16 protein-coding genes and 1 pseudogene are annotated in these 22763 nt (G+C 68.3%); 11 read left to right on the top strand and 6 right to left on the bottom strand.

Features of this window, described 5'->3' with window-relative positions:
- Positions 1–65: 65 nt before the first annotated feature.
- Positions 66–341: pseudogene (locus HW532_RS22505) on the bottom strand (sarcosine oxidase subunit delta); the annotation flags it as partial.
- Between the two features lie 130 nt (positions 342–471).
- Positions 472–1722, bottom strand: coding sequence for a sarcosine oxidase subunit beta family protein (locus tag HW532_RS04165; protein ID WP_213163201.1), 1251 nt, complete (start codon positions 1720–1722; stop codon positions 472–474).
- Between the two features lie 185 nt (positions 1723–1907).
- On the opposite strand from HW532_RS04165, the gene ccmI reads away from it, so the two are divergent.
- The 10 genes from ccmI to HW532_RS04115 all read left to right on the top strand — a co-directional run bounded on the left by ccmI (position 1908) and on the right by HW532_RS04115 (position 14171).
- Complete coding sequence (gene ccmI / locus HW532_RS04160) at positions 1908–2822, top strand: c-type cytochrome biogenesis protein CcmI (protein ID WP_213163200.1); 915 nt, start codon at positions 1908–1910, stop codon at positions 2820–2822.
- Entirely contained in the window at positions 2753–3034 is a 282-nt protein-coding gene (locus tag HW532_RS04155; RefSeq protein WP_213163199.1) for a hypothetical protein, read from the top strand. The genes ccmI and HW532_RS04155 overlap by 70 nt, the downstream gene beginning before the upstream one ends.
- A gap of 134 nt (positions 3035–3168) precedes the next feature.
- Positions 3169–3615 (top strand): cytochrome c maturation protein CcmE, encoded by a 447-nt coding sequence (ccmE, locus tag HW532_RS04150; RefSeq protein ID WP_213164413.1) that lies wholly within the window; start codon positions 3169–3171, stop codon positions 3613–3615.
- Positions 3612–5600 (top strand): heme lyase CcmF/NrfE family subunit, encoded by a 1989-nt coding sequence (locus tag HW532_RS04145; protein WP_213163198.1) that lies wholly within the window; start codon positions 3612–3614, stop codon positions 5598–5600. The genes ccmE and HW532_RS04145 overlap by 4 nt, the downstream gene beginning before the upstream one ends.
- 6 nt (positions 5601–5606) lie before the next feature.
- The gene (locus HW532_RS04140) at positions 5607–6092 is read left to right on the top strand and encodes a cytochrome c-type biogenesis protein (protein WP_213163197.1); all 486 of its coding nucleotides are present in this window, start codon (positions 5607–5609) and stop codon (positions 6090–6092) included.
- Positions 6089–7330, top strand: coding sequence for a bifunctional alpha/beta hydrolase/OsmC family protein (locus HW532_RS04135; RefSeq protein ID WP_213163196.1), 1242 nt, complete (start codon positions 6089–6091; stop codon positions 7328–7330). The genes HW532_RS04140 and HW532_RS04135 overlap by 4 nt, the downstream gene beginning before the upstream one ends.
- A 127-nt stretch (positions 7331–7457) precedes the next feature.
- The gene (locus HW532_RS04130; protein ID WP_213163195.1) at positions 7458–8966 is read left to right on the top strand and encodes a Do family serine endopeptidase; all 1509 of its coding nucleotides are present in this window, start codon (positions 7458–7460) and stop codon (positions 8964–8966) included.
- Between the two features lie 193 nt (positions 8967–9159).
- Entirely contained in the window at positions 9160–9840 is a 681-nt protein-coding gene (locus HW532_RS04125) for a response regulator transcription factor (protein WP_213163194.1), read from the top strand.
- The gene (locus tag HW532_RS04120; protein ID WP_213163193.1) at positions 9824–11212 is read left to right on the top strand and encodes a sensor histidine kinase; all 1389 of its coding nucleotides are present in this window, start codon (positions 9824–9826) and stop codon (positions 11210–11212) included. Before HW532_RS04125 ends, HW532_RS04120 begins: the two co-directional genes overlap by 17 nt.
- A 13-nt stretch (positions 11213–11225) precedes the next feature.
- Positions 11226–14171 (top strand): bifunctional [glutamine synthetase] adenylyltransferase/[glutamine synthetase]-adenylyl-L-tyrosine phosphorylase, encoded by a 2946-nt coding sequence (locus HW532_RS04115; protein ID WP_213163192.1) that lies wholly within the window; start codon positions 11226–11228, stop codon positions 14169–14171.
- Between the two features lie 289 nt (positions 14172–14460).
- Here the strand turns inward: HW532_RS04115 and HW532_RS04110 are convergent, their stop codons facing one another.
- From HW532_RS04110 to HW532_RS04095, 4 genes are all read right to left on the bottom strand, one after another.
- The gene (locus tag HW532_RS04110; protein ID WP_246479542.1) at positions 14461–16797 is read right to left on the bottom strand and encodes a PAS domain-containing sensor histidine kinase; all 2337 of its coding nucleotides are present in this window, start codon (positions 16795–16797) and stop codon (positions 14461–14463) included.
- Positions 16798–16955: 158 nt separating this feature from the next.
- The gene (locus HW532_RS04105; RefSeq protein WP_213163191.1) at positions 16956–17732 is read right to left on the bottom strand and encodes an aminoglycoside adenylyltransferase family protein; all 777 of its coding nucleotides are present in this window, start codon (positions 17730–17732) and stop codon (positions 16956–16958) included.
- Entirely contained in the window at positions 17729–20395 is a 2667-nt protein-coding gene (gene pepN / locus HW532_RS04100) for an aminopeptidase N (protein ID WP_246479541.1), read from the bottom strand. Before pepN ends, HW532_RS04105 begins: the two co-directional genes overlap by 4 nt.
- A gap of 26 nt (positions 20396–20421) precedes the next feature.
- Entirely contained in the window at positions 20422–21492 is a 1071-nt protein-coding gene (locus HW532_RS04095; RefSeq protein WP_213163190.1) for a tartrate dehydrogenase, read from the bottom strand.
- A 292-nt stretch (positions 21493–21784) separates the two neighbouring features.
- Between HW532_RS04095 and HW532_RS04090 the strand changes: the two genes are divergently transcribed.
- The gene (locus tag HW532_RS04090; protein WP_213163189.1) at positions 21785–22750 is read left to right on the top strand and encodes a thiamine pyrophosphate-dependent dehydrogenase E1 component subunit alpha; all 966 of its coding nucleotides are present in this window, start codon (positions 21785–21787) and stop codon (positions 22748–22750) included.
- Positions 22751–22763: the final 13 nt, after the last annotated feature.

Below are 22763 nucleotides of genomic sequence, written 5' to 3'. Positions count from 1 at the left end.
CTGGGCGCGGGATCGGGGAAGGCGCCGGCCCACGGGCCGGTCCGGGCCTCCTCGATCAGCTCGGCCGGCGGCAGTTCGGTGATGCCGTAACAGGCCCTGAACTGCAGCGTGACGGTATCGCGCGCGGCGTGGAACCACTTGCCGCAGCCGCGGTCGCAGCGCCAGCGCTCGAAATGAAGCCCCTTCGGATTGCGGCGGGCATAGAGATAGTCCCGCTGCGCCTCGTCCGTGACGGCCTCGGGATCGTGCGTCGCCGGGCGCCTGAGATGGCCCTCGCCGCCATAGTGGAAATCGGTCTCGTCGCCCTCGGCCCCGCAGACCGGACACCTGATCAGCAGCATCGCTCGTACCTGTTCCGCAAAGTCCAGTTCTGGATCGACCTGCGATCAGGGGGACACGCCTGATCGCAGAAATGTCGGTTGTTCCAAGTGTCTGAGCAACACATCCGCGCCCGGTCGGCGCAGGGTTGCTCTAGTGCGCCACCGCCGCGGCGACGCTCTCGTCGATCAGCCGGCCCTCCATGAACCGGTTGAGCCCGAAGGGCTCCGCGATCGGGTGCGGGCGGTCATTGGCCACCGTGTCGGCGAAGACGAAGCCCGAACCCGGGATCGACTTGAAGCCGCCCGTGCCCCAGCCGGCATTGACGTAGAGCCCGCCCACATCCGTCTTGGAGATGATCGGCGAGCGGTCGCCCGTCATGTCCACGACCCCGCCCCACATGCGCAGCATGCGCAGCCTGGAGATGATCGGGAAGGTCTCCACCAGCGCCGTCACCGTGTGCTCGAGCGCCGGGAAGCTGCCGCGCTGGGAATAGTTGTTGTAGGGGTCCGCGCCGCCGCCGATCACCAGCTCGCCCTTGTCGGACTGGCTCATATAGCCGTGGACCGTGTTGGCCATGACGACCACGTCCATGCATGGCTTGATCGGCTCGGAAACCATCGCCTGCAGGCACACGCTCTCCATCGGCATGCGCAGGCCCGCCGTCTCCATGATGACGGAGGTGTTGCCGGAGGTGACGACGGCGACCTTCTTCGCCCTGATCGTGCCGCGGCTCGTCTCCACGCCCTGGACGCGGTCGCCCTCGCGCAGGATCTTGAAGACCTCGCAGTTCTGGACGATGTCGACGCCGCGCGCATCCGCCGCGCGGGCATAGCCCCAGGCGACCGCGTCGTGGCGGCCGGTGCCGCCGCGCGGCTGGTAATAGGCGCCGAGGATCGGATAGCGGCAGTCGGGCGCGTCATTGACGATGGGGACGAGCGTCTTCACCTCCGCCGGGGAGATCATGCGCGCCTCGATGCCGGCCAGCCGGTTGGCATGGTCGGTGCGCTTCATGGCGCGAAGCTCGTGCTCGGTCTGGCACAGCATCAAGAGGCCGCGCGGCGAGAACATCACGTTGAAGTTGACGTCCTGCGCCAAATCCTCGTAGAGCGAGCGGGCGAGCTCGTAGATCGCCATGGACTCGTCCTGGAGGTAGTTGGAGCGGATGATCGTGGTGTTGCGGCCGGTATTGCCGCCGCCGAGCCAGCCCTTCTCGAGCACCGCGACATTGGTGACGCCGTGTTCCTTGGCCAGGTAATAGGCGGTGGCGAGCCCGTGGCCGCCGGCGCCGATGATCACGACGTCGTATTCCGACTTCGGCTCCGGGCTGCGCCAGGCGCGCTGCCAGTCCTTGTGATAGTTGAAGGCGTTGCGCGCCAGCGAGAAAATCGAGTAGCGCTTCATGGCACCGTATCCAAGCTCCAGGCGCATGACCGCCGGGCGACCGTTGACGACGGCTCGACCTTATCATTCGGCTTTTGCGTGGCGTGCGGTTTTGCGACGTCTGGCCGACGAAGTGCGACACCGGGCCGCTTGCCCGCACGCTCTCTTGAATTGATTTTATTCTCGCCCGCGAAAATGATGGCGCCATGTTGCTCTGGATCACCTTCGCCCTCCTGACGGGCATCGCCCTTATCGCGCTCCTGCGTCCGCTCGGCCGTGCCGGCAGCGCGCGGGACGCCGCGGCACGGCCCGACTACGACATGGCCGTCTATCGCGACCAGCTCGCCGAGATCGCGCGCGAGCGCGAGGAGGGCACCATCGGCGACAGCGAGGCGGAGGCCGCGCGCAACGAGATCGCCCGGCGCATGCTGGCCGCCGACGCCGCCGCGCGCGGCGGCAAGCCACGCTCCGGCGGTGCAGCCGTCGCCTACAAGGCCGCCGTCGCCGCCGCGATGGTCGCCGTTCCCGCCGTGGCGCTCGGCGGCTATCTGTGGCTCGGCCGGCCGGGCATGCCCGACGTGCCCCATGCCGCGCGCATGGCGACGGCGCTCGAGCGGCAGGATTTCGGCGCGCTGGTCTACAAGGTGGAACGGCATCTCGCCTCCAACCCGGAGGATGTGCGCGGCTGGCGGGTGCTCGCGCCGGCCTACAGGCGGCTCGGCCGACTCGACGACGCGGCGAACGCCTATGGCCGGATCGTTGCGCTCTCGCCGCCGGATGCGGGCGCGCTGAGCGACTACGGGACAGCGTTGGTGGAGGCCAATGACGGGCTCGTCACGGCGGAGGCGCGCCAGGCGTTCTCCGGCGCACTCGCGATCGAGCCCGGACAGGCACGCGCGCGATATTACATGGGGCTTGCGGCCATGCAGGACGGCCGCGAGGACGAGGCCCTGACCCTGTGGCGGGCGCTCCTGGCGGACGCGCCGGCCGAGGCGCCGTGGCGCGGCGTCGTCGAGCAGCGCATCGCGTCGCTTCAGACCGGGGGGCCCGCATGCCGCAGCCGGATGGCGAGGCGGCGAAGGCCATCATGGAGGCCGACCCGGAGGCGCGCCAGGCGATGATCGAGGGCATGGTCGACCGGCTGGCCCGGCGGCTTGAGGAGAACGGCGACGATCTGGAGGGCTGGCTGCGCCTTGCGCGGGCCCGTTCGGTGCTCGGCGACCGGGAGGCGGCGGCAGACGCGCTCGACCGGGCCGCGGAGCGTTTCGCCGGCGACGAAACGGCCAGCGCGCGCATCGAGTCCATGCGTGCCGAGCTGGGCCTTGGGAGCTAGGCTTGTTCCGTCATGACCGAGGACATGGCACATATGTGGCGGGATGGCCGTGTCGCCGGGATGGCCGCACGGGCGGAACCGCCCGTGCGTGCGGCGGATCCTGAGAAATAGAGTCGGAGACTGGGCGCATGGCATTGTCGCGCAAGCAGAAACGTGGAACGGTCATCGGGGCGGGCGTCGCCCTGCTCGGTGTTGCCGTGGGGCTCGTGCTCTATGCGCTCAGCGATACCATCGTGTTCTTCTACACGCCGAGCGAGGTCGCCGAGAAGGAGATCGCGCCGGGCCAGCGCTTCCGCCTCGGCGGGCTGGTGGAGGCCGGCAGCCTGGAACGGCTTGGCGGCGAGAGGGTGCGCTTCGCCGTCACCGATACCGACAAGACCCTGACGGTCGTCTATAGCGGCATCCTTCCCGACCTGTTCCGCGAGGGCCAGGGCGTGGTGGCCGAGGGCGCGCTCGACGGCGGCGTGTTCACCGCCGACACGGTGCTCGCCAAGCACGACGAGAACTACATGCCCCGCGAGGTGGCCGACGCCCTGAAGGAGAAGGGCGTGTGGCAGCATGCGGGCGAGGGGGCGCAATGATTGTCGAGACCGGCCATTTCGCCCTGCTTCTGGCCTTCGCCGTCGCGCTCTACCAGGCGATTGTGCCGCTGGTGGGCGCGCAGCGGGGCGACGAGCGCCTCACCGCGGTCGCGGTGCCGGCCGCCCTCACGCAGCTCGGCCTGATCGCGCTGGCCTTTGCCGCGCTGACCTATGCCTACGTAACCTCCGATTTCTCGGTGGAGAATGTCTGGGCGAACTCCCACTCCGCCAAGCCGCTCCTCTACAAGGTGACCGGCGTCTGGGGCAATCACGAGGGCTCCATGCTCCTGTGGGTGTTCATCCTGGCGCTGTTCGGGGCCTGCGTGGCGGTCTTCGGGGGCAACCTGCCGCCGGGCCTCAAGGCGCGGACCCTGAGCGTGCAGGCGATGATCGGCTCGGCCTTCCTGCTGTTCATCCTGCTGACCAGCAATCCCTTCGTCCGGCTCGATCCGGTGCCGGTGGACGGGCAGGGCCTCAACCCGATCCTCCAGGACCCCGCGCTCGCCTTCCATCCGCCCTTCCTCTATGCCGGCTATGTCGGCCTGTCGGTCGCCTTCTCCTTCGCGGTCGCCGCGCTCATCGAGGGCCGGGTGGATGCCGCCTGGGCGCGCTGGGTGAGGCCGTGGACGGTCGCCGCCTGGATGTGCCTGACACTCGGCATCGCCATGGGCTCCTGGTGGGCCTATTACGAGCTCGGCTGGGGCGGGTTCTGGTTCTGGGACCCGGTGGAGAACGCCTCCTTCATGCCGTGGCTCGTCGCCACCGCCCTCCTGCATTCCGCCATCGTGGTGGAGAAGCGCAATGCGCTGAAGGTATGGACGGTGCTGCTCGCCATCCTCGCCTTCTCGCTCAGCCTGCTCGGCACGTTCCTCGTGCGCTCCGGCGTCCTGACCTCGGTCCACGCCTTCGCCGTCGATCCCGAGCGCGGTGTCTTCATCCTCGCCATATTGTGCGTGTTCATCGGCGGCGCGCTGACGCTGTTCGCCTGGCGTGCGCCCATGCTGAAGGGCGGCGGGCTCTTCCAGCCGGTGAGCCGGGAGGGGGCGCTGGTGGTGAACAACCTCCTGCTTGCCGCCTGCGCGGCGACCGTGTTCGTGGGCACGCTCTATCCACTGGCGCTGGAGGTCGTCACCGGCGACAAGATCTCTGTCGGCGCGCCCTATTTCAATCTCACCTTCGGGCCGCTCATCCTGCCGCTGCTCCTGCTCGTGCCCATCGGGCCCATGCTGTCGTGGAAGCGCGCGCGCGCCTGGCCGGCGGTGCAGCGGCTCTGGGGCGCGGGGCTGGTCGCGCTGGCGGCCGGCGTGGTCGCCTTCGCCATCGTGCGGGACGGCCCGGTCCTCGCACCCTTTGGCATGGCGCTCGGCCTGTGGCTGATCGCGGGCGCGCTCGACGAACTCGCCCTGCGGACCGGGCTGTTCGGGAAAGGCGTGCGAACCGCGCTGCGCCGTCTCTTCGGCCTGCCGCGCGCGGCCATCGGCATGACGCTCGCCCATATGGGTATGGGCTTCGCGGTGCTGGGAATCGTGGCGACCACCGCCTGGCGCGAGGAACTCGTCACGGTCATGACACCCGGCGGGAGCGTCGACTTCGCCGGGACGACCATCACCTTCGTGTCGGAAACGCCGATGACAGGCGCCAATTACCGCGACGATGTGGGTCGTTTCCGTGTGGTCGCCGACAATCGGGAGGTGACCGTCCTGACACCGTCCAAGCGGGTCTATCTGCCGAGCCGCCAGCCGACCTCGGAGGTCGGCATCTATCCGTTCTGGTCGGGCGACCTCTATCTCGCCATGGGCGACCGTGAGGGCGACGCAGGCCGTGTGGTGCGGATCTATTTCCACCCGCTCGTGCCGTTCATCTGGATCGGCGCGGCGATCATGTTCGCCGGCGGGGCGATTTCGCTGACCGACCGGCGCTACCGCGTCGGCGCGCCGCGCCGGGCGCGCGCGGCGGCGGCCGAGGCCGAGGGCGCGGGGGCCTGACGCGGCATGGTGGCTCGTCTTCTCGTCGTTCTCGCCCTTCTTGCGGGCCTTTCCGGCCCCGCAACGGCCTATCAGCCCGACGAGGTGCTGGACGATCCCGCGCTGGAGGCGCGGGCCCGCGAGCTGTCGACGGAGCTGCGCTGCCTGGTCTGCCAGAACCAGTCCATCGACGATTCCGACGCCCCCCTTGCGAGGGACCTGCGCGTCCTGATCCGCGAGCGCCTTCAGGAGGGCGACACGGATGGCGAGGTCATCGACTTCGTGGTCGCGCGCTACGGCGAGTTCGTCCTGCTCAGGCCCCGCTTCGCGCCGCATACATGGCTCCTGTGGCTGACCCCCTTCGCCGTGCTCGCGATCGGCGGTATCGTGATCCTTCGCCGGCGCGGCGCGCGTAACGGGGCTAACAGGCCCGACGCGCCACTCGCGCCCGCGGAGGAGGCCCGGCTGAAGGACCTGATCGGCGACCCGGACAAGGGGGATGGACAGACGTGACGCGCTTATCGGAAAAGGTGGAATTCGAGGGGAGCCAGGGCGCCAGGCTCGCCGCGCGGCTCGAGCTGCCGGCAGGCGAGATCCGTGCCTACGCCCTGTTCGCACACTGCTTCTCCTGCTCCAAGGACACGCCGGCGGCCTCGCGTGTGTCGCGCATGCTCGCCGAGCGCGGCGTCGCCGTGCTCAGGTTCGACTTCACGGGGCTCGGCAGCAGCGACGGCGACTTCGCCAGCACGGATTTCTCGTCCAATGTCCAGGATCTCCTCGAGGCGGCGGACTTCCTGCGCCGGGACTACGAGGCGCCGCGCCTCCTGATCGGGCACAGCCTTGGCGGCGCTGCGGTGCTGGCGGCGGCCGGCGACATCCCGGAGGCCCGCGCGGTGGCCACCATCGCCGCCCCGGCCCATGCCGACCATGTGATCCGGAATTTCGGCGTGTCGGTGGAGGAGATCGAGCGGACCGGCGAGGCGCAGGTCGAGCTCGCAGGACGGTCCTTCACGATCCGCAAATCCTTCCTCGACAATGTCCGCGCCCAGGATGTGCGCCAGCGCATCTCGGCGCTCAAGCGGCCGCTCATCGTGTTCCATGCCCCGCGCGACGAGGTCGTGGGCATCGAGAACGCCGCGGAGATCTTCGAGGCCGCCAAGCACCCCAAGAGCTTCGTCTCGCTCGACGATGCCGACCACCTTCTGACCCGCAGGACGGATGCGGTCTATGTCGCCGACGTGCTGAGCGCCTGGGCGGAGCGCTATGTCTCGCTCGACGGCCAGGCCGCCGAGCCCGACGGGCCGCCCGATGCGGTTCGGGTGTCGGAGACGGGCGAGGGCACCTACCAGCAGAAGGTGACATCCGGGCGCCACAGCCTGCTCGCCGACGAGCCGCAGGACCATGGCGGGCTCGACAGCGGGCCTTCGCCCTACGATTTCCTCTCCATCGCGCTCGGCGCCTGCACGTCCATGACGCTGCGCATGTATGCCGACCGCAAGGGCTATGCGCTCGGCCGCATCGCGGTGGAGGTGAGCCATGCTAAGGTGCACGCTGAGGACTGCCGCGACTGCGGGGAGGGGCGCGAAGGGCGCATCGACCGTTTCGAGCGCTCGATCTCCATAGAGGGCGCGCTGCCGGAGGGCCTCGACGCCGACAAGATCCTGGAGATCGCCGGCAAGTGCCCGGTGCACAAGACGCTGGAGAAGAGCTCCGCCATCGTGACGGCGCTTGCCGGCGGAGATGGCGACTAGGGCATCGGGCCGGCGGCAGGCCGCCCAAACCTTACGAAAGTTTAATGCTCCTGAAAGGTCGGTGTAAGGCTCCGCCCGCACATTGCTCTGCGAAACAGTTACCGAGCACCACGAGCAGGAGCAACCGATGCGGACTCACAAGACGATACTGCCGCGCAACGGCCGCAAGGCCCTTCTGGCGGCCGGCCTCGTCGCCCTGATGGGCGCGAGCGCGCTGACGGGCCCGGCGCTTCACGACGCCTTTGCCAAGGAACCCCAGACCAGCGCGCCCATCACGCTCAACCGCGCGCCGGCGGCGGGCTTCGCCGACATCGTCGAGACGGTTATGCCGGCCGTCGTGAGCGTCAAGGTGGAGAGCAAGCCAAAGGTGTTGTCGTCCTTCGACGGCAATGGCAACGGCCAGGGTCTGCCCTTCCCGAAGGACAGCCCGTTCTGGAAGTTCTTCAAGCAGTTTCCCGGCATGCCGGGTGGCGACGGCCCGCAGGGCCGCCACGCGCCGCATCGCACGGGCCTCGGTTCCGGCTTCGTCATCTCCGAGGACGGCTACATCGTGACCAACAACCATGTGGTCCAGGATGCCGAGACCGTCACGGTGGCGACGTCGGACGGCACTGAATATGACGCGACGGTGGTGGGCACCGATCCCAAGACCGATCTGGCCGTCCTGAAGGTCGAGGCCGACAAGGCCCTGCCGCATGTCGCCTTCGCGACGGACGGGGCCCGCGTGGGCGACTGGGTGATCGCCGTCGGCAATCCCTTCGGCCTCGGCGGCACGGTCACGACCGGCATCGTGTCGGCGCGCGGCCGCGAGATCGGCGCCGGCCCCTATGACGACTTCCTGCAGATCGACGCGCCGATCAACCGCGGCAATTCCGGCGGTCCGGCCTTCAATCTCAAGGGCGAGGTCGTCGGTGTGAACACGGCCATCTACTCGCCGTCTGGCGGCAGCGTGGGCATCGGCTTCGCCATCCCCGCGAGCATGGCGAACGACGTGGTCGGCGACCTGATCGCCAATGGCGGCGTGACCCGCGGCTGGCTCGGCGTCCAGATCCAGCCGGTGACGGGCGATATTGCCGAAAGCCTCGATCTCGCCAAGCCCGAGGGCGCCATCGTCCTGGAGGTGACCGAGGACTCGCCCGCCGCCAAGGCCGGCCTGAAGACGGGCGACACCGTGCTGTCGGTCAACGGCAACGGCGTGAAGGATCCGCGCGACCTTGCCCGCCAGATCGCGGCAATCGAACCCGGCGAGACGGCCAAGGTGGAGGTGCTGCGCGACGGCGACCGCCAGACGCTCGACGTGACCATCGGCACGATGCCCGGCGCCAAGCAGCAGGCTGCCCGCGCCATGGAAGGCTCCGACGAGACGAGCCTCGCCGATCTCGGCCTGCGCGTCGCGCCGTCGGAAGACGGCGAGGGCGTGAGCATTGTCGGCCTCGACCCGGACGGTCCGGCCGCCGGCAAGGGCATCCGCCCGGGCGACCAGATCGTCGAGGTGGCCGGTGCCGCGGTGAAGACGCCGGAGGAGCTGAACGCCGCGCTCGAGAAGGCCGGCGAGGGCGACCGCAAGTCGGTTCTCGTCCTGGTGCGCACCAGCGACGGCCAGCGCTTCGTGGCCCTGCCGCTGAAGCAGGGGTGAGGAGAGGGTTTGGCGCCTTGTGGACGAAACTGCGGCCCCGCATCCCCGCACTCTGGGGGCCGTAGCCACGCGATGCCGGTCGTTGCGACACGGTTCCCCCGCAAGACCGGTTATCGCGTGGCCATCTGTCCCGGACAGGGACGCCGGCGGTGGGGAGTTCCCACCGCCGGTTTTTTCTTGTAAGGCGCATGACATGCGCATTCTGGTGATCGAAGATGACGGGCAGGCGGCCGCCTATCTCCTCAAGGGTCTCAGGGAGAGCGGCCATGTGGCCGATCATGCCTGCGATGGCGAGGAGGGCCTGGAGGCCGCGCGCGGCAAGGTCCACGACGTGCTTGTCGTCGACCGCATGCTGCCCGGCATGGACGGCCTGACGGTCATCGAGACGCTGAGGCGCGAGGGCGTCGCAACGCCGGTCCTCATCCTGAGCGCGCTCGGCGATGTCGACGACAGGGTGACGGGGCTGCGCGCCGGCGGCGACGACTATCTCGCCAAGCCCTATGCCTTCTCGGAGCTCCTGGCGCGGATCGAGGGGCTGGTGCGCCGCGCCCGGCCGGAGGCGGCCCGAACCACCCTCAAGGTCGGCGATCTGGAGATGGACCTGCTCGCCCGCACGGTCAGCCGCGGCGGGGAAGAGATTCTGTTGCAGCCGCGCGAGTTCAAGCTGCTCGAATATCTCCTGAAGAATGCTGGGCGCGTGGTGACCCGCACCATGCTCCTGGAGAATGTCTGGGACTATCACTTCGATCCGCAGACCAACGTGATCGACGTGCATATCTCGCGCCTGCGCTCCAAGATCGACAAGGGGTTCTCCAACGCGCTGCTCCATACCATCCGGGGCGCGGGGTACATGATCCGTGCGGACAAGTCTTAAGCTCATCAAGACGTCGACCTTCCGGCTGGCAGCCCTCTACCTGGCCGTCTTCGCGCTCTCGGTCGGCCTGATCCTCGCCTATGTCTACTGGAACACGGTGGTGCTGCTCGAACGCCAGAGCGACGAGACCATCCGCGCGGAGATCTCCTCGCTTGGCGAGCAGTACACGCAGGGCGGCGTCGGCCAGCTCGTCGACACCATCAAGAGCCGCAGCGAGCACGCCTCCGGCAATATCTACCTCCTCACCAACTATTTCGGCCGCCGGATCGCCGGCAATCTCGACGCCATGCCCGTGAAGGCGGTGAAGGGCCGGGGCTGGATCGAGTTTCCCTATGCGGTTGAGACGGCGGATGGGGTGGAGCGCCATCAGGCGCGCGCCTTCCATACCCCGCTCGATCTGGGCTTCACGCTGCTGGTCGGCCGCGATGTCCAGGAACGTCGGGAATTTGCCGAGCTGATCGGGCGCACGCTGTTCTGGGCGCTCGGCATCGCGGTCGTCTTCGGGCTCGGCGGGGGCATCCTGATGAGCCGCAATTTCCTCCGGCGCGTCGATTCGATCTCCCAGACGAGCCGCACCATCATGGCGGGCGACCTCTCCGGGCGCATGCCGGTGAGCGGCACGGGCGACGAGCTCGACCGGCTGGCCGGCAATCTCAACGAGATGCTCGACCAGATCGAGCGGCTCATGGTCGGCATGAAGGAGATATCCAGCAATGTCGCTCACGACCTGAAGACACCGCTGACGCGGCTTCGCGCGCGCGTCGAGGATGCACTGCGCCAGAAGGACGACGCCGTCCACAAGGCCGCGCTGGAGGAGACGCTGGAGGAGGCCGACCAGCTCCTGCGCACCTTCAACGCGCTCCTGAGCATCGCACGGACCGAGGCCGGCCAGGCGCGCGAGGGCCTGACGGACATGGAGGCGGGTGGCCTCGTGGAGGAGATCGCGGAGCTGTTCGAGCCGCTGGTGGAGGAGGAGGGCGGCACGCTCACCGTCAGGGCGGAGCCCGGCCTCGCGATCAGGGGCGACCGGCAGCTTCTCGCGCAGGCGCTGACCAATCTCGTGGACAATGCCCTCAAATATGCCGCGACGGATGAGCGCGCGCTCCGGATCGAGCTCTCCGCGCAGCGGCGCGGCGATACGGTGGTGGTCGCCGTCGCCGATAACGGGCCGGGCGTGCCGGAGGGCGAGAGCGAGCGCGTCGTGGAACGCTTCGTGCGGCTCGACAGGGGGCGGTCGAAGCCCGGAAACGGGCTCGGCCTGAGCCTGGTCAGCGCCGTGACGAGCCTTCATGGCGGCACGCTCGAGCTGAAGGACAACGAGCCCGGCCTGCGTGCGGAGTTGGTGCTTCCCTCCATCGGGGCCGACGGATAACATCGCGCCTGCCATGCCGATCCCCGATTCCCAGTCCCTGAAGCCCGTCGCCAACGACGCTGTGCGCGAGGCTGCTGGCCCCTTCTTCGACGATCTCGCGCAGCGCGCCTCCGGCGGGGACGGAGAGGGCGCGGCAACGCTCCTCGCCCGACTCCGCGAGGATGGCGGCGCCGAGGGGCTCGCCAATGCCATCTTCTTCGAGGCGCCGTTCCTGCGCGAAGCCATGCTGCGCGACCCGGCGTTTGCCGCCGATGCCCTGACGGGCGATCCGGAGCGCACCCTCGATGCGATCATTGCGGAGCTCGGCCGAACGCTGGGCGAGACCGAGGGCGAGCAGGAGGCGAAGACGGCGCTTCGCCGGGCGCGCCAGCGTGCGGCACTGGCCATCGCGCTGGCCGATCTGTCCGGCGCCTGGAGCGTCGAGCAGGTGACCGAGGGGCTCTCCGCCTTCGCCGACGCCGCCCTCGGCGGCACGGTGGACTGGCTCTTGCGGGCGGCCTACCGAAAGGCCCATCTCGAAGGCTTCGACGAGGCCTCTCCCGGGCGCGGCAGCGGCTATATCGTGCTCGCCATGGGCAAGTACGGCGCGCGCGAGCTCAACTATTCGAGCGATATCGACCTCATGGTCTTCTACGATCCGGAGGTGGCGCCGCTCGCGGAGGGCGTGGAGGCCTCGACCTTCTTCGTCCGGCTCACGCGCAGGCTTGTCTCCTTCCTCCAGGACATCACGGCGGACGGTTATGTATTCCGGGTCGACCTGCGCCTGCGCCCCGATCCGAGAGCCACCAATATCGCCATCGCGGTGGAGGCGGCGGCGCAATATTACGAGAGCATGGGCCAGAACTGGGAGCGCGCGGCCATGATCAAGGCCCGTCCCGTGGCGGGCGACATGGCGGCGGGCGCCGATTTCCTCGACCGGCTGACCCCCTTCGTCTGGCGCAAATACCTCGATTTCGCCGCGATCCTCGACGTCCAGTCCCTCAAGCGCCAGATCCACAGCGTCAAGGGTCATGGCACGGTCGCGGTGCGCGGGCACAATCTCAAGCTGGGGCGCGGCGGTATCCGCGAGATCGAGTTCTTCGTGCAGACCCAGCAGCTCATTGCCGGCGGGCGGATGCCGGAGCTGCGCGGCCGCCAGACGCTGGAGATGCTCGACGCGCTGGCGGAGGCCGACTGGATCGCCCCCGATGTGGCCGACGAGCTCAAGGACGCCTATCGCTTCCTTCGCACCGTCGAGCACCGCCTGCAGATGATGAACGACGAGCAGACCCACACCCTGCCGTCCGACGACGAGGCCTTCGCGCGCTTCGCCCTGTTTGCCGGCTTCGAGACGCCGGAGGCGCTCGAGGCGGCGCTGGAGCCCGTGCTGAAGACGGTGGAGCGGCATTATTCCGCGCTGTTCGAGCAATCCGCGGGGCTCGGGGTGGATGCCGGCAATCTGGTCTTCACCGGCGGCGAGGACGATCCCGGCACGCTGGAGGCGCTCTCCCAGCTCGGCTTCACCAAGGTCTCGGAGATCTCCGCGGCCATTCGCGGCTGGCATTTCGGGCGGTTCCCGGCGACACGCAGCGCACGGGCGCGCGAGCGGCTCACCGAGATCATGCCCGCCCTGCTCACCGCCCTGTCGCGGGCGGGCGAGCCCGACAGCGCGTTCTTCGCCTTCGACCGATTCCTGACGGGGCTGCCCGCCGGCGTGCAGCTCTTCTCGCTGCTGTGGGCCAATCCGAAGCTGCTCGATCTCGTCGCGACCCTCATGGGCACCGCGCCGCGCCTTGCCGACCAGGTGAGCCACCGGCCGCGCATCTTCGATGCCGTGCTCGATCCGGGCTTCTTCGGCCCGCTGCCCGGGCGCGAGGAGCTCGATGCCGCGGTGGACGAGGCGCTCGCCGGCGAGCTGACCTTCGAGGAGAGCCTCGACCGGGCGCGCGTCGTCGGCCACGAGCAGATGTTCCGCATCGGCATGCGGGTGCTGACCGATACGGTGAGCGCGGCGGAGGCGGGCCGCGCCTATACGGCGCTTGCCGACGTCCTGTCCGCCCGCCTGCTCAAGGCCTGCCAAACCGATTTCGCCGAGACCCATGGCCGTGTTCCGGGCGGCGAGGCGGTGCTGGTCGCCATGGGCAAATGGGGCGGACGGGAGATGACGGCCTCGTCCGACCTCGATCTCATCCTCATCTACGAGACGGCCGAGGCGGATGCGATGTCCGACGGGGCCAAGCCGCTGATGGCCGGCCAGTACTATGCCCGCCTCACCAAGCGGCTCGTCTCCGCGCTGTCCGCGCCGACGGCGGAGGGCGTGCTCTACGAGGTCGACATGCGGCTCAGGCCGTCCGGCAATGCCGGGCCGCTCGCGACCCATATCTCCAGCTTTGTCGCCTATCACCAGGGCTCGGCGTGGACGTGGGAGCGCATGGCGCTGACGAGGGCGCGGGTGGTGGCCGGCGACGGCGCGCTTACCCGCACGGTGGAGGATGCCATCGCGGCCGCACTGCGCCAGCCGCGCGACGTGGCGGCGCTCGCCTCCGACGCCGTCGACATGCGTCGCAGGCTCCTGTCGGAGTTCGGCGGGCGCGGCCTCTGGGACCTGAAGCACACGCGCGGCGGGCTCATCGACATCGAATTCATTGCCCAGTTCCTCCAGGTCGCCAATGCGGCCACCCACGAGCGCATCCTCGACCAGACCACCCATGAGGCGCTCGGCCATCTGGCCGCGGAAGGCCTCATCGCCAGCGCCGAGGCCCATGCGCTGCGCGACGCCAACGGTCTCTATCACCGCCTGACCCAGGTCATACGCCTGTGCGTTGCCGACCGCTTCGAGCCGGACAAGGCGCCCGAAGGCCTGAAGCGCCTTCTCGCCCAGGCCGGCGACGCCCCGGATCTCGGCGCTCTCGAGGCCCGGCTCGCCGAGACGCAGGCGCAGGTCGCGGGCCTCTTCGACAAGATCGTGGGGCCGCTATAGGACAGGCTGTGTCCGATCGGATGCGAGACACGCCGCCTCAACACGTGCCGGCCGCGTTTCTCTCTTCGTCATGCCGGGGCTCCAACGGGTTTGCATCACGAGCGCATTTCGTGACCCCATGTTTACTCAATGCCCTTTAAGTCCCTGAGAGCGCGCTCGCGCAGATGTTCGTTCCTGTTTCCCGGGCCAACCTCTTTTCCCGTCATTCCCGCGGAAGCGGGAATCCATTGCGGACCCAGAAAGATGGATCCCCGCCTGCGCGGGGATGACGAATAACAAACGCCGCCTGTCAGGCCATCTGCGCGGCAGGGGCGAGGTCCTCGTCCTCGGCGCACTCCTCGTGGTCGAGGGGGATGGCGACGGTGACGGTCGTGCCTACGCCCTCGCGGCTCTCGATCTCCAGCGTGCCGCGATGGAGCTCGACGAGGGAGCGGGAGATGGCAAGCCCCAGCCCGCTGCCCGCCTTGGTCTTGGTGAGCTGGTTCTCCACCTGCTCGAAGGGGCGGCCGAGCTTCTCGATGTCGCCGGCCGGGATGCCGATGCCGGTATCGGAGATCGCGATGGTGACCGTGCCGTCGCGCTCCGTCGCCGCGATGCGGACCTCGCCGCCGGACGGGGTGAACTTCACCGCATTGGCGAGCAGGTTGATGAGCACCTGCTTGATGGCGCGCTTGTCGGCCTTCACGCGGAGCGCGCCGGGCAGGTCGCGCACGATCTCCACATTCTCCGCCTGGGCGCGCGGCTGGACGATGCGCAGGGACTCCTCCACCGCGTCGGCGAGGTCGCACGAGCCCATCTCGAGTTGCATGCGCCCGGCCTCGATCTTGGACATGTCGAGAATGTCGGAGATCACGTCGAGCAGATACTGGCCCGAGCCGTGGATGTCGCGGGCATATTCCAGATATTTCTCCGTGCCGATCGCGCCGAGCATCTGGTCCTTCATGACCTCCGAGAAGCCGATGATGGCGTTGAGCGGCGTCCTGAGCTCGTGGCTCATATTGGCGAGGAATTCGGACTTGGAGCGGTTGGCGGCCTCCGCGCGGGTCTTCTCCTGGGCGTATTTCTCCGCCAGATCGGCGAGGCGCTGCGACTGCTGCTCCAGAGTGAGGCGCGAACGCTGGAGATCGCGCACCGTGTTCATGAGCTCGCGCTCGGAGTCCAGCAGCCGCTCCTCGTGCTGCTTGAGCGGCGTGATGTCGGTGCCGACCGACACGAAGCCGCCATCCTTGGTGCGGCGTTCGTTGATCTGCAGCCAGCGGGAATCCTCGAGCTGCACCTCGAAGGTGTTGCCTTCGCCGGCCTCGATATTGCCGACGCGCAGGCGCTGGCGCACCATCGGCTCCTTGGCGGCCATGGTGACGTCGTCATAGGGCGTGCCCGTCTGGCAGACGCTGGCGGGCAGGTTGTGGAACTGCTGGTACTTGCTGTTGCACATGACGAGCTTGTTGTCGGCATCCCACAGCACGAAGGCCTCTGAGATGTTCTCGATCGCGTCGCGCAGGCGCAGCTCCGCCTCCTGATTGAGCTTGTCGGCGATCTTCTGCTCGGTCACGTCGATGGTGATGCCGACGAGATGCGGCGCGGCCTCGCCGGGGGCGTTGGCCAGCTCCGCGCGCGCCCTGAGCCACACCCAGTGGCCGTCGGCGTGGCGCATGCGGAATTCCTCGTCGACGCTGGTGCGCCCGCTGCGCAGGAGGTCGTCGACCAGCCGGTCGATCTGCTTGTCCTCCGGGTGGAGGCGCTCGGAGACCTCCGCATAGGAGAGTAGGTCGCCGCGCGGCTCCAGCCCCAGAATGTCGAACATGGATTTCGACCAGAAGATATGGCCGCGCGCGATGTCCCAGTCCCACAGGCCGCAGCGCCCGCGGTCGAGCGCCTTGTCGAGGCGCTCCGTGGCGACGGCGAGCGTGTGGTCGGCCTCCGCGGCGCGCGAGGACTGCCAGTGGAAGGCGGCGCCGACGAGGGTGACGACGGCGAGCGAGGAGACGAACAGCGCGACGAGGCCCAGCGTGCCGTTGAGCCAGGCGGCGACCACGGCGCTGCGCGGCTGGATGACCATCAGCGTGCCGGGATAGGGCGCGAGGTCGCGCAGGGTGACGAAGGCCTTGGTGCTGTCGGGCATGGTGACCGTCACCATGCCGCCGCCATCCTCGCGCAGCATGTGGGCGAGCTCGGCGGTCATGAACGTCCTGAGCGGACGGTCGATCAGGCTGTCGCGGGCCGGCGCCGTCGTGCGGATCACGTCCTTGTTGTCGGCCAGCGCGTAGAACCGTCCGTCGGCGAAGGCGCCCTCGTTGAGCTGGCGGGTGATGTCCTCCGGCGTGAGCGGGCGGGGGATGCGCGTGCTCTCGAGCTCCGAGCCTAGGCTCGTGCGCAGCCGCGAGGCGACGAGATCGGCGATCAGGGCCGATGTCGTACGCTGCTCCTCGAAGATCTCGTCGCGGTTGTCGACGAGCTGGGCGCCGACCGAGAAGCCGAAGGCGATGAGGAAGACGACGATGAGCGCGGTCACCAGACCGCGCAGGACGCGCTCGGAAATGACGATCCTCGCCCAGTCCTTGGCGAGGAACGGAAGGCGCACGGCTCGCTCCTTGGCGAACAGCTCTCCAATATGCGCCTTGGCCACGGTCCTGGTCCCCTCGATCCTCTTTGCCGGCCTTACGCAAACGGCGCCGCAACGTGCGAATCACTTCCCCTATTGATTCGCAAGTTTGCGTTCTTGTCCAGAGGGCCGTCCGTTCGGCGGTATCCCGGTTCTGAACGTTTGCGCCGGGCGCCCGGCGATTACAGCAATGCCGCCACCCGATCTCTCAGGTCGCCGGCGACGTGCCTGGTGTCATGCCGGCGAGTCGACCAGTCGTCTTTCGCCATGCCCAGATAGACCTTTCGCGCGTGGCCGATCAACGAGGCCGGGCCGGCAGGCAGGCGGCACACCGCCCATTCGGCGGCCACGTCCTTGGGGACGATCTCTCCGGTCTCCGCCGTGTGCCACATGCGCGCAAGCGTCAGCAGGACGTTGCGTTCATCACCCTCAAGCGTTTCGAGCAATCCGGGAAGCGCATCCGCCATTGCACGATTGAGGTCGGCTTGCGGGACGACGGGCAGCAATTCGGTGACTTCGGGGCCGGTGAGCGTCCTTGCCGTTCGCCGCGCCTGGGCCAGCAGCACGGTCATCTCCGGATCCGTTCCCGGCTCGGGCACCTCGCCCGCCTCAAAGGCCCCGCGCAACCACTCGCCGTAGACGAACTCGCTGCGCAGCGGATAGGTCGGCGCCGCCAGATCGTTCCGATTGAAGACGACCAGTTCGAGTGGCCGTGGCCCGTCGCTGCCGCCCGGGGGCTTGGAGATCGTCATCAGGGCGGCGGTGAGGGCTTTGCGCATCGCGTGTGTCGTCTGCCTGTCGATCACTGCAAGAACGTCCACATCGCTGCTCGGGCGCAGGCCGCCCGTGACCGCCGAGCCGTGAAGATAGGCGGCCAGGAGCGACGTGCCGAGGCTGTCCCGGAGGATATGGAGCGCGTGCTCCGCCTCGACAGGGATTGCCGCCCTCGCGCCGGTCATCCCAGAATTCGGGTCACGATCTCGTAGACATCCCGCGACAGCGTCTTGCAGGCGCGGATGCGCTCGATCTCCGCCTTTGCCAGGGCGCGCCGGCCGGGCTCGAGCATTCGCCATGTCTTGAAGCTGCCGGACAGCCGGGCGGCGACCTGCGGGTTGAGCGGATCGAGCTCGAGAACCACATCGGCGAGCAGCCTGTAGCCGTCGCCCGACGGGTCGTTGAAGGTGGCCGGGTTGAGCCCGGCGAACGCGCCGATCAGTGCGCGGACATTGTTCGGCCGGGTGATCGAGAAGGCCTCGTGCTCCATCAGCGTGCGCACCCGCTCCAGCGTTTCGGGGAAGGGGATGGCGGCGTTGAGCATGAGCCACTTGTCGACCAGCAGGTGATCGCCCGAATGGGCCGCATAGAAGGCGTCGAGCGCGCGGTCGCGCTCCGGCCGGTTGGTGCGTGTGAGCGCGGACAGTGCGGCGATGGTGTCCGTCATGTTCTCCGCGGTGCGGAAATGCTCGAACGCCTGCGCCGCGCCCCGTTCCCCGTCGGCCATTGCGATGAGGCCGAGGGCGGCATTGCGCAGCCCACGCCTGCCGGCGCTGTCGGCGTCGGGACTGTAGGGGCCGGATGTGGCGAAGCGCTCGTAGATATCCTGAAGCTCGCCGGAAAGAGCGCGGCCGAGCGAGGCCTGGAGATGGCGGCGCGCGTCGTGGATCGCCTGCGGGTCGACATTCCGAGCGATCTCGCCGGCGAGGTCGGTCTCGCTCGGCAATCCCAGAAGCTCCGCCTTGAAGGCGGGCTCGAGAGACTGGTCGCGCAGCGAGCGCCCGAGGGCCTCGGCGAAGTCCGGCGCATCGGCGAGCGGTGCGCCGGAGGACGCATCGCCGGCGAGCCGGATGAGCAGCCGCTTGGCGTAGATCTGGGCGGCCTCCCAGCGATTGAACGGATCGCTGTCATGGCTCATCAGGAACAGCCAGTCCCCGTCGCCGAGATCGGTCTCGAGGCGCACCGGCGCGGAGAAGCCGCGATTGAGCGAGGGGACGGGCCGCGCCGCGACATCGCGGAAGCGGAAGGTCTGCTCGCGCTGCGTCAGCTCCAGGACCGGGCGTTCCATCGCGCCCTCGCCATCGAGCACCAGCGGCATTTCCTGGCCGTCGGGCCCGACGAGGCCGACGGCGAAGGGGATGTCGAGCGGTTTCTTGTCCGGCTGGTCGGGGGTCGGGGGCGTCTCCTGCGCGACGGTGAGCGAATAGGTGCCGGCCGTCTCGTCGTAGCTGTCGGTGACGATAAGGCGTGGCGTGCCCGCCTGCTCGTACCATGCGAAGAACTGCGAGAGGTCGCGGCCCGAAGCCTCCGCCATGCAGGCGACGAAATCCTCCATGGTCACCGCCTCGCCGTCATGGCGCGCGAAATAGAGGTCCATGCCGGCCCGGAAGGCTTGGCCGCCGATCAGCGTGTGCAGCATGCGCACCACCTCCGCGCCCTTCTCGTAGACGGTGGCGGTGTAGAAATTGTTGATCTCGATATAGCTCGACGGGCGCACCGGATGGGCGAGGGGGCCGGCATCCTCGGAGAATTGCTGGGAGCGCAGGAGCCGGACATCGGAGATGCGCCTCACCGGCCGCGAACGCACGTCGGAGGAGAACTCCTGGTCGCGGAAGACGGTCAGCCCCTCCTTCAGGCAGAGCTGAAACCAGTCGCGGCAGGTGATGCGATTGCCGGTCCAGTTGTGGAAATATTCGTGCGCGATGATGCGTTCGATATTGGCGTAGTCCTGGTCGGTCGCGGTGTCGGGCCGGGCGAGGATATACTTGTCGTTGAAGACGTTGAGGCCCTTGTTCTCCATCGCGCCCATGTTGAAGTCGGGCACGGCGACGATCATGAAGATGTCGAGGTCGTATTCGCGCCCGAAGGTCTCCTCGTCCCAGCGCATGGCGCTCTTGAGCGAGGCCATGGCCCACGCGCAGCGATCCTCCTTGCCGGGCTCGACATAGATCTTGAGCGCCACCTCGCGGCCCGACATGGTGGTGAAGCTGTCCTCGAAGACGGCGAGGTTGCCGGCCACCAGGGCGAAGAGATAGGCGGGTTTGGGAAACGGGTCTTCCCAGACCGCATAGTGCTTCTCCGTGCCCTCGATCTCGCCGCTGTCGACGAGATTGCCGTTGGCCAGCAGCACGGGCGCGTCGGAGCGGCGCGCCTCGATGCGCGTGGTGAAGCGGGCGAGCACGTCCGGCCGGTCGGGGTAATAGGTGATGCGGCGGAAGCCCTGTGCCTCGCACTGGGTGCAATAGGTGCCGTTCGACCGGTAGAGGCCGGAGAGCGCGGTGTTGGCCTCCGGGTTGCAGGCGGTCTCGATCTCCAGCTCGAAGGGCCCCGCCGGCACGCGCGCAATGGTGAGGCTCTCGTCGGTGACGGCGTAGTCGCCCTGGGCGAGCGGCACGCCGTCGAGCATGATCCCGCGCAGCTCGATGGCCTCGCCGTCGAGGACGAGCGGTGCGTCCGGCCCTGCATCGGATTTCGGGTTCGGGCGCACCTTCAGCCGTGCGCTCACCAGCGTCTTCTGTGGCGCCAGCCGCACGGTGAGCGCGACCTCGTCTATCGTGTGGGTGGGCGGGCGATAGTCGGAAAGGCGGACGGGCTGGGGCGTTTCGGTGCGCATGGTCATCTCGCTCATATTGTGTCCGCCTCCCGTGTCCTCAATCAGGATAGTGCGTCGGCGATGGCGCGTCCGCACTCTTGCGTGGAGGCGCGCCCGCCAAGGTCCCGGGTGCGCGTCGCCTCGTCCACGAGCACGGTCTCGATGGCGGCGACCATGGCGTCGGCCGCTTGCGTCTCGCCGAGGAACTCCATCATCATCGCAGCCGACCAGACGGCGGCCACCGGGTTGGCGATGCTCTGGCCCGCAATGTCGGGCGCGGAGCCGTGCACGGGCTCGAACATGGAGGGGAAGTCGCGCTCCGGATTGATGTTGGCCGACGGTGCGATGCCGATCGAGCCCGCGACCGCCGGGCCGAGATCGGACAGGATGTCGCCGAAGAGGTTGGAGCCCACCACCACGTCGAACCAGTCGGGGTGCTGGACGAAATGCGCCGTCAGGATGTCGATGTGGAACTGGTCGGTCTTCACGTCGGGATAGTCCGCCGCCACCGCCTTGAAGCGCTCGTCCCAGAACGGCATGGTGTGGACGATGCCGTTCGACTTCGTCGCGGAGGTGAGGTGCCTGGCCGGGCGCGACTGCGCGAGCTCGAAGGCATAGCGCAGGATCCGGTCGACCCCGCGGCGCGTGAAGACGGATTCCTGGACGACCGTCTCGTCCTCGGTGCCGGCATAGATGCGCCCGCCGATCTCGGAATACTCGCCCTCGTTGTTCTCGCGCACGACCATGAAGTCGATATCCTCCGGGCCCCGGTCGGCGAGCGGCGAGGTGATGCCCTTCAGGAGGCGCACGGGCCTGAGGTTCACATACTGCTTGAGCTCGCGGCGCAACGGGATGAGCAGGCCCCACAGCGACACGTGGTCCGGCACTCCCGGCCAGCCGACCGCGCCGAGCAGGATCGCGTCATGGCGCTTGACCTCGTCCATGCCGTCCTCCGGCATGAACCGCCCCGTCTTGTGGTAGCGCTCGCAGGACCAGTCGAAATCGGTGAAGTCGAGCGAGAAGCCGTGGGTCTTTGCCGTGGCTTCGAGCGCGCGCACGGCTTCGGGGATGACTTCCGTGCCGATGCCGTCGCCGGGAACGAGGGCGACGCTGTAGTGGCGGGATGAGGGCATGGGGGCGTTTCCGGGATGATGCGTGTTAATGGGCACCGATCCTAGCTGCCATTCCGGAGGGCGCAAGAGGTCTGGCGCCCCGGGGACTGCGACAGATGTCGCGCCACACCTGTCGCAACGGCTGCGCGACGCGACATGTGGATTCTCGATAAGAATAGCAAAATCAATGGTTTGTACTTTGGCATGGCGCTTGCTCTGCGGTGAGGGTGACCGGCTCGCCACCATGCGGGAACCGGCAACCAAGAACCGGGCCGCCCGCCAGAGGCGGCCATGCGATACGGGAGAAGACGCCATGCAACTGAGCAGGGACGATCTCGTCAGGGCCTATCGGACCATGCGCACGATTCGCGAGTTCGAGGACCGGGTCCATGACGAGTTCGCGGCCGGAAAGATTCCGGGCTTCGTGCATCTCTATGCGGGTGAGGAGGCCTCCGCGGTGGGGGTGTGTCTCAACCTCACCGACAAGGACTACATCGCCTCCACCCATCGCGGCCACGGGCACTGCATCGCCAAGGGCTGCGACGTCGGCGCCATGATGAAGGAGATCTACGGGCGTGCCGACGGCCTGTGCGGCGGCAAGGGCGGGTCCATGCACATTGCCGACCTGACGCGCGGCATGATGGGCGCCAACGGCATTGTCGGCGGCGGGCCGCCGCTCATCTGCGGTGCGGCGCTGTCGGCCAAGACGCTCAAGACGGGCGGGGTGGCGGTCGCCTTTGTGGGCGATGGCGGCTCCAATCAGGGCACGACGCTCGAATCCTACAATCTCGCCAAGGTGTGGGACCTGCCGGCGGTCTTCGTGGTGGAGGATAACGGCTATGCGGAGGCGACCCCGAGCGCGTGGTCGGTCGGCGGCTCGCAGGTGAAGCGGGCGGAAGGCTTCGGCATGCCGGGCATCGAGGTGGACGGGCACGATTTCTTCGCCGTCCACGATGCCGCGCGCACCGCCATCGAACGGGCGCGCAAGGGCGGCGGCCCGAGCCTCATCCATGTGAAGCTTGCCCGCTATTACGGCCATTTCGAGGGCGATGCCATGACCTATCGCGGCGATGGCGAGGTCGACACGATCAAGGGCGGCAAGGACTGCCTGACCCTGTTCCGCCAGAAGGTCACGGAAGCGGGGCTTCTGGAGGCCGACCAGCTCGACGAGGTGGATGCCGAGGTCAAGGCGCTCATCGACGGTGCTGTCGGCGATGCGGAGAGCGCGGCCGCGCCGGGCGAGGCCGATCTCGTGACCGACGTCTATGTGCGCTACTGACAGGGAGGAGCAA

Origin of the sequence: Kaustia mangrovi (genome assembly GCF_015482775.1) — a bacterium.
Lineage (GTDB): Bacteria > Pseudomonadota > Alphaproteobacteria > Rhizobiales > Im1 > Kaustia > Kaustia mangrovi.
The sequence above is the reverse complement of the archived record's forward strand: the minus strand, read 5'-3'. Positions and strand labels throughout refer to the sequence as shown.